Genomic DNA, 7,516 nt, shown 5'->3' with positions numbered 1-7,516 from the left:
GATTGATTTTATAGTATCCTGTTTGTCCTTTACAATAACACCAGCGTGCAAAGAATAATTTTTTGTCAATTAATTCTGTGGTTTCAAATTGAAGATTCTCTTGATCTAATTCAATAAAAATTTCTTCTCGATAACCAGCGTCTTGATAATTAGTGTTTTCTAGCTTTTTATATTCAAATTTTAACACAAAACCATTACCAATTGTTAATTCTGGATAAATACTGCCTAGATTATCCTTTTTTATTTCTAGGGTTTTGTTTTTAAAAATTTCATAAGTACATTGGCCGTCCTCAGGACAATTAACAGTAACAACTTCCATTGATTTTGCTGGTGTTAGCTGGGCTTTCGTTTTACAAGAAACGAAACAAATTATTAAAAAAAACAGATACCTATACCTCATAAACAAATATATGCTATTTTAAAATGACTGCTTTATTTTTGCAAATGATACTTTAAGAGCCTATTTTTAGCAGGCCTAAAAAACCAAATCTTTATTGCTATGAGAACATTTACAATAAAAAATTACTTAACCCTACTTCTATTTTCATGTTTAATCACATCGATTTCTGCACAAGACAAGTATGGAATTTGGTCGAAAATTTCTAAGGAAGAAGCGACTATTGGAAAAAAAATGTTGAGAAAAACGGAGCCTATAAAATCGGTTTTCTTTCAATTGGATGTGGATAAATTAAAAAACACACTAGGTCGTGTTTCAAAAACAGAGAAAACGTCTGGTCAAATTATTCAATTCCCGAATAATGAAGGTGGATTTGATGATTTTCGAGTAAAAGAATCTTCAATTTTAGAAACCGCTTATCAAGAAAAGCACCCTGAAATTCGTACTTATATTGGTGAAAACGTAAAAAACCCAGCATCAACAATTAGTTTTAGTATCACACCTCAGGGACTTCATGCTCTTGAATTTGGCACAAAAACAGGCACCCAATTTATTGATCCTTATACTTCAAACAACAGTTATATTGTTTATAATAAAGGCGATTTACCAGCCTTAAAAAAGGAGTTTCAATGTTTTGTGCCAGACGATATGACTGTTGCGAAAGAAACGAGTAAAACTTCTAATTTCGAAAAAAATGCAAGTGATAGTAAATTAAGAACCTTCAATTTAGCATTAGCATCTACCATTGAATATTCGCAATACCAATGGACGGCAGCAGGATTAACTGTTGGAGATACCGAAGCATCCAAAAAAGCAGCAGTATTAGCTGCCATGGTGGTAACTATGAATCGTGTAAATGCTATTTTTCAGAGAGATTTAGCCATAAAAATGATTTTAGTTGATAATACAAATATCATTTTTATTAATTCAGATAACTTTTCTAATAATGATTCAGCCGCATTACTAAATGAAAGTCAGGTTGAAATTGATGCTGCAGCAACTTCAACGCCATTTAGTTATGATATTGGGCATACCTTTAGTACTGGTGGTGGCGGATTAGCATCATTAAACTCACCTTGTGTTACTAGTAGAAAGGCCATGGGAATTACTGGGTCGTCTATGCCAGTTGGAGACTTATATGATATCGATTATGTAGCCCATGAAATGGGACATCAATTTGGCGCACCCCATACTTTTAATGGAGATACTGGAAGCTGTGCTGGTGGCAATAGAACAGCAAGCAATGCTTATGAACCTGGAAGTGGTTCTACTATAATGGCCTATGCCGGTATTTGTTCGCCGCAAAACGTACAATCGCAAAGTGATGCCTATTTTCATCAAAAAAGTATTCAAATGATTTGGGATAATATCAACACAGGTTTAAGTACTTGTGGCACCGAAACGGCATTGTCAAATAATGCTCCTGTGGCTATTGCAGGACCAGATTATGTCATTCCAATTTCTACAGCCTACAAGTTAACGGGTAGCTCAACAGATCCTAACGGAACTGCTGGACACACCTATACATGGGAACAGTATGATTTAGGCCCAGCTGGAGTTCCACTAGAGACAAATACAACTGGTCCTTTAGTACGATCATTTGAAGGCACCACGAATCCAGTTAGGAATATCCCTAAATTTGATGAGTATGTTGCCGCTGGCGGATCAACCACTTGGGAAAAAATTCCGTCTGTTAGCAGAATCATGACTTTTGCATTAACTGTTAGAGATAATGATGTTATGGGTACTAATGGCGGCGGACAAACAGATGTCGATTTTATGGAAGTAATAGTAAATAGTACGGATCCATTTGCTGTTATAAACCCAGTTTCTTGGGCTCAAGGTTCGACCCAAAATATAGAATGGATTGTTGGCCAATCTGCCGATGTAGCAACTATTAATTGTCAAAATGTAAATATTAAACTATCAACAAATGGAGGGTTAAATTTTACTACAATAGCGTCAAACACCCCTAATGATGGTTCTTATTCTTATACTGTCCCTGCTATGGCTGATACAACTGATGCTAGACTATTAATTGAAGCTTCAGATAATATTTTTTATGATGTTTCAGATTTCAATTTTTCAATTTCCGATGAATCTGACTTTTTTATAGTCAATGAAAATTTAGTTCCAATTAACTGTGGCGAAACAACGGTTGTTTTTACTTTTGATTATGTTACCGTCAATGGTTTTTCAGACGTGACTACGTTTAGTGCTTTAGGTTTACCTGGTAGCGCTACTGCAACGTTTTCACCAACAACCAGAAATGCTTCAGGGTCTGTTACTATGACCATTAGTAATTTAGATGGTGTTTCTCAAAACAATTACAGCATTACCATAAGAGGAACAACTGATGAACCTAAAACAAAGGACAAAACCATTAGTTTCCCTTTCTTTAATAGTATTTGTACATCCGTTGGTAATACAGATTATGAAACAAGTACCACTTTTGTTCAGTTTAATACCATTAATCAAACTTCGGGAAAACCTTCTGGCTATTCCGATTACACCTCAGCACCAACCGATGTAAATAGAGAAAGTTCGTATAATTTAACTGTTAGGGTGAATACAGACACCGTAGATGGTGCTTTTACAACTAACTCAAGTGCATGGATTGACTGGAATCAAAATTGTGAATTTGATACTGGCGAGGAATATGATTTAGGCGATGCATTTAACGTTGCAGATGGTGCAACAGGTAATTCACCGCTTTCAATTACCATACCAGTTGATGCCGTTTTAGGAAATACAAAAATGCGTGTTACTACCAAATATAAGGATGATGGTTTACCAAGTGCTTGCGAAAATGCATTTGATGGCGAAGTAGAAGATTATGGGCTAAATATTATGCCAACCCTATCTGTTGAAGCGTTTGGCTTTGATAATTTTGCAGTTTATCCAAATCCGAATACTGGCACATTTACCATTAAATTAAGCACCGCGATATCAGGCAAACTAGATGTTCAGGTGGTAGATTTAAGAGGCAGGATAATTTATAAAAACCTTTACAATAAAGGTGGTGATTTTGAGGAAACTATAAATTTAAAAAACGTACAATCTGGTATGTACATTTTGAATGTTACTGATGGCTTACGCCGATCGACCAAAAAAATAATAGTAGAATAATAAAAAAGGAAGGTATTTTAACCTTCCTTTTTTATTTACCATTAAAAGTATTCATGGTATTATTTATACCTCCTAAAGCGAATGATTTAATTAATTCTGTTGATTTTTCTAATCGTTCCTTAAGATTTTTGTTTTCTTCTTCTGTCCATTCTCCTAAAACATAATCTACTTGTCTGCCTTTTCCAAAGGCATCGCTTATTCCAAAGCGGAAACGGTTATAATTTGTTGTGTTTAGTTTGTCTTGAGTATCTTTTAAGCCATTGTGCCCACCATCACTTCCTTTGGTTTTTACGCGAATACTACCAAAAGGCAAGTTTAAATCGTCCGTAATTACCAGTAAGTTTTCTAAGGGTATTTTCTCTTTTGTTAACCAATACTGAATGGCTTTTCCGCTTAAATTCATATAGGTATTTGGTTTTAAAAATATAAATGTTCGTCCTTTTAATTTATAGGTGGTTACATCGCCTAATTTTTGAGTTTCGAAAGTTAAACCTTCCTGATTTGCGAAATAGTCTAATATTTTAAATCCGATATTATGTCGTGTGTTTTCATATTTTTCACCAATGTTTCCTAAACCAACGATTAAAAATTTTTTCATAGGATTTTGTTCTTCTAAATACGTTTTGCTTTTAAATAGCCTTTTTAAAAATTGACACATGATACTATTTTTACATTAAAAACACCTTGTTTAGTATTACTATTTTTTGCAGCAATTACTGTTTTTGGCGGATAACTGCGTTAGGGATTGCAATGAAAAGCCCACAGTCGCGCCTTAGCGTGACGAGGACTTGCAATATAAAGCCCGACCCTTTTGGGTAACGCCCAAATTATTGTTTTGTTTTTGTAAAAATAAAAAAGCATCCTAAATAAATTAGGATGCTTTATATTATTTAATCTTGAATAATTTCTATTCTTGAGCTGCTCCTTCTGCCGCTGGTGCTTCTGCTCCACCTTCAGTAGTTCCTTCTGCTCCTTCAACTCCTTCTGCTCCTTCTTCTTCTTCTTCCTCTTCATCAACAATTGCAGTTCTTGCTGTTTTAATTTGGCAAACAACCGTATTATCTGAATGTAAAAAAGTGTAATCGCCACTTGGTAAATCACCTACAGCAACTTTATCGCCAATTTTAAGAGGTGTAATATCAATCTCTATAAAATCTGGTAAGCTTGCTGGTAATGCTTTGATACGAAGTTTTCTGTTATTTTTTCTTAAAACACCACCATTTTTAACACCTCTTGAGTTACCTACAAGGTGTACTGGAATATCTAACGCAATTTCTTTGTCTTCAAATAACTGATAAAAATCTACGTGTAGAATATTATCTGTTACTGGGTGAAATTGAATATCTTGAAGTACTGCGTTTAAAGTTCCTCCGTTTTCAAGCTCAATCACAACTGTATGCGCATTTGGCGTGTATACTAGTTTTGAGAAAGCTAATTCTGGTGCTGAGAAATGCACTGGCTTGTCTCCTCCGTATAATACGCAAGGAACCTGACCAGCATTACGTAAGGCTTTTGTTGCTTTTTTGCCCACGCTTTCTCTTTGAGATCCGTTGATTGTAATTGATTTCATAATTGTAATTTAATTGTATTTATATTATTTAATTAATACTCTTTTTATAACGCTTGCGCGGAAGTGATTTACATCACAAATTGTGAACTAATAGATTGATTGTTATGAACTTTATCCATTACCTCTGCAAATAAATTTGCACAACTTAAAACTTTAATTTTATCGCTTAAAGGTTTAACAGGTATTGAATCTGTTACTATTAATTCTTCTAGTTTTGAATTGTTTATATTATCATAAGCTTTACCAGATAATATTGGATGCGTACAAATAGCTCTTACACTAAGTGCGCCACGCTCCATCATTAAATCTGCTGCTTTGGTTAATGTTCCAGCCGTATCAACCATATCATCAACTAAAACTACATTTTTACCTGTTACATCACCAATGAGTTCCATATGTGAAATAATATTTGCTTTAGCTCTTTGCTTGTAACAAATTACCACATCGCTTTGTAATGCTTTTGAATAAGCATAAGCTCTTTTAGAACCACCCATGTCTGGCGATGCAATGGTTAAATTATCTAAATTTAACTTTTGTAAATAAGGCAAGAAAATAGTGGATGCAAATAAATGATCGACAGGTTTTTCAAAAAATCCTTGAATTTGATCGGCATGCAAATCCATTGTAATAATACGTGTTGCTCCAGCAGCCTCTAGCATTTTTGCCACTAATTTTGCAGCAATTGGCACACGAGGTTTATCTTTTCTGTCTTGTCTTGCCCAACCAAAGTAGGGCAACACAGCAGTTATATGTCTCGCCGATGCACGTTTTGCAGCATCAATCATTAACAACATTTCCATTAAATTTTCTGCACCAGGATTTGTAGAACCAATTATAAAAATTCGAGTGCCTCTTATAGATTCTTCATAAGAAGGCTGGAATTCACCATCGCTATAAGTAGAGGTAATAACATTACCCAATTTTGCACCATAAGCTTTGGCAATTTTTTTACCCAAAACTCTACTTTGAGTACATGCAAATATTTTGGCTTCTGTAACTACTATTGGCATTGTTAACTTGTTGTTTTAGAGTGCGCAAACACTATGTGATTTTTAACGAGGTGCAAATTTAGACAATTATTTTTACCTGAAAAGTATATTGCATGCTATTTTTGTTTAGAATACCAAATAAACTTCAAAATAATCGATCAAATTAGTTTCTATTTCCTTTATCTCTTAATATAAAATAGAACCTTAACTTTGGCTATGCTTAAATTTTATTTTTCATCTAAAGAAAATATAATTCAAATTTATAATCAATCATTTTAAAATTCATCTGGTATAATATCGAAAAAAACTATATTTTTGCTGCTCAATTTAAGCTCAAGTGGTGGAATTGGTAGACACGTCGGATTCAAAATCCGATTCTTCGGAGTGCGGGTTCGATTCCCGCCTTGAGTACTAAAATTATTTCAAATTTCAACAAACCCTTATAAAATATATGTTTATAAGGGTTTTTAATTTTATATAATATCATTTAAATTCATATAATATCAAACAAAAAGTGAGTAATTCGGTGCGTATTTTTTTGTTAAAAATCACTCACTCAATTTTATATAAATATCTATTAAACAGGCTATTATATTTTATTGTTAAATATTTTTTTCATATATTTAATTATCAAAAAAGTACTCACTCATGCAAAATACATTTTCCATACTTTTTTACCCAAAACAGAGTGATGTTGATAAAGAAGGCAAATCGCCTATCTATATGAGAATTACTGTGAATGGAAAGCGTACCGAATTAAGCATCAAACGAAAGATAAACGTTATAAATTGGAATTCAAATGCTGGCAAGGTTAGAGGGACTAAAGACGAAGTGAAAAACCTGAATAGGTTAATAGACTTCATTAAGAACAAAATATATAAAAATCATCAAGAATTAATAGAAAAAAATAGACCTATTACTGCAAAAGCATTAAAAAATGCTTACCTAGGAATTGGAGAAAAAGAAATGATGCTTATTGAAGTTTTTAAAAACCACAATAATCAAATAAAAAAACTAGTAGGGAAAGAATATGCGATTAATACATTAAAAAGATATGAAACCACTCTTAGGCATGTTCAATTTTTTACTTCTTTTCATTATAACATTGATGATATTTCTTTAAAACAACTTAACCATGAGTTTGTTACTGGTTTTGAATTTTATTTAAAGAGCAAGAGAAATTGTAACCACAATTCAACCATGCGATATATCAAAAGTTTAAAAAAAATTATCGGAATTGCAATTGCTAATAATTGGATTGACAAAGATCCTTTCAGGAATTTCAAGGCTCGTTCAAAAGAAACTGAAAGAGAGTTCTTGTCTGAAGTAGAAATCCAAGCAATGATAGACAAAAGACTCCATATATTAAGATTAGACCAAGTTAGAGATATTTTTATTTTTTGTTGTTATACAGGTTTAGCATATTCAGAC

Annotated in this window: 5 protein-coding genes, 1 tRNA gene and 1 pseudogene; 3 read left to right on the top strand and 4 right to left on the bottom strand. The window is 33.2% G+C overall.

The window, feature by feature from the left end; translation table 11 throughout:
- Positions 1–319, bottom strand: a pseudogene (locus tag WBN21_RS01075) (hypothetical protein); the annotation flags it as partial.
- Positions 320–499: 180 nt separating this feature from the next.
- Here WBN21_RS01075 and WBN21_RS01070 point away from each other — a divergent pair.
- Positions 500–3,526: a reprolysin-like metallopeptidase gene (locus WBN21_RS01070; RefSeq protein WP_424197463.1), complete on the top strand. Its 3,027-nt coding sequence runs from the start codon at positions 500–502 to the stop codon at positions 3,524–3,526.
- A 31-nt stretch (positions 3,527–3,557) separates the two neighbouring features.
- Here WBN21_RS01070 and pth read toward each other — a convergent pair whose 3' ends face one another.
- The 3 genes from pth to WBN21_RS01055 form a co-directional block, all read right to left on the bottom strand.
- Entirely contained in the window at positions 3,558–4,184 is a 627-nt protein-coding gene (gene pth, locus WBN21_RS01065) for an aminoacyl-tRNA hydrolase (protein WP_424197462.1), read from the bottom strand.
- A gap of 249 nt (positions 4,185–4,433) precedes the next feature.
- Positions 4,434–5,096, bottom strand: coding sequence for a 50S ribosomal protein L25/general stress protein Ctc (locus WBN21_RS01060; RefSeq protein ID WP_424197461.1), 663 nt, complete (start codon positions 5,094–5,096; stop codon positions 4,434–4,436).
- Positions 5,097–5,164: 68 nt separating this feature from the next.
- The gene (locus WBN21_RS01055) at positions 5,165–6,106 is read right to left on the bottom strand and encodes a ribose-phosphate pyrophosphokinase (protein ID WP_424197460.1); all 942 of its coding nucleotides are present in this window, start codon (positions 6,104–6,106) and stop codon (positions 5,165–5,167) included.
- Between the two features lie 310 nt (positions 6,107–6,416).
- Between WBN21_RS01055 and WBN21_RS01050 the strand changes: the two genes are divergently transcribed.
- A tRNA-Leu gene (locus WBN21_RS01050) sits at positions 6,417–6,496 on the top strand.
- Between the two features lie 237 nt (positions 6,497–6,733).
- On the top strand, positions 6,734–7,516 hold a 783-nt coding region (locus tag WBN21_RS01045; RefSeq protein WP_424197459.1), incomplete at its 3' end, for a phage integrase SAM-like domain-containing protein.

Origin of the sequence: Algibacter sp. (genome assembly GCF_049667265.1) — a bacterium.
In the GTDB taxonomy this organism is placed as follows: domain Bacteria; phylum Bacteroidota; class Bacteroidia; order Flavobacteriales; family Flavobacteriaceae; genus Algibacter_B.
This window is presented reverse-complemented; position numbering and strand designations above follow the sequence as displayed.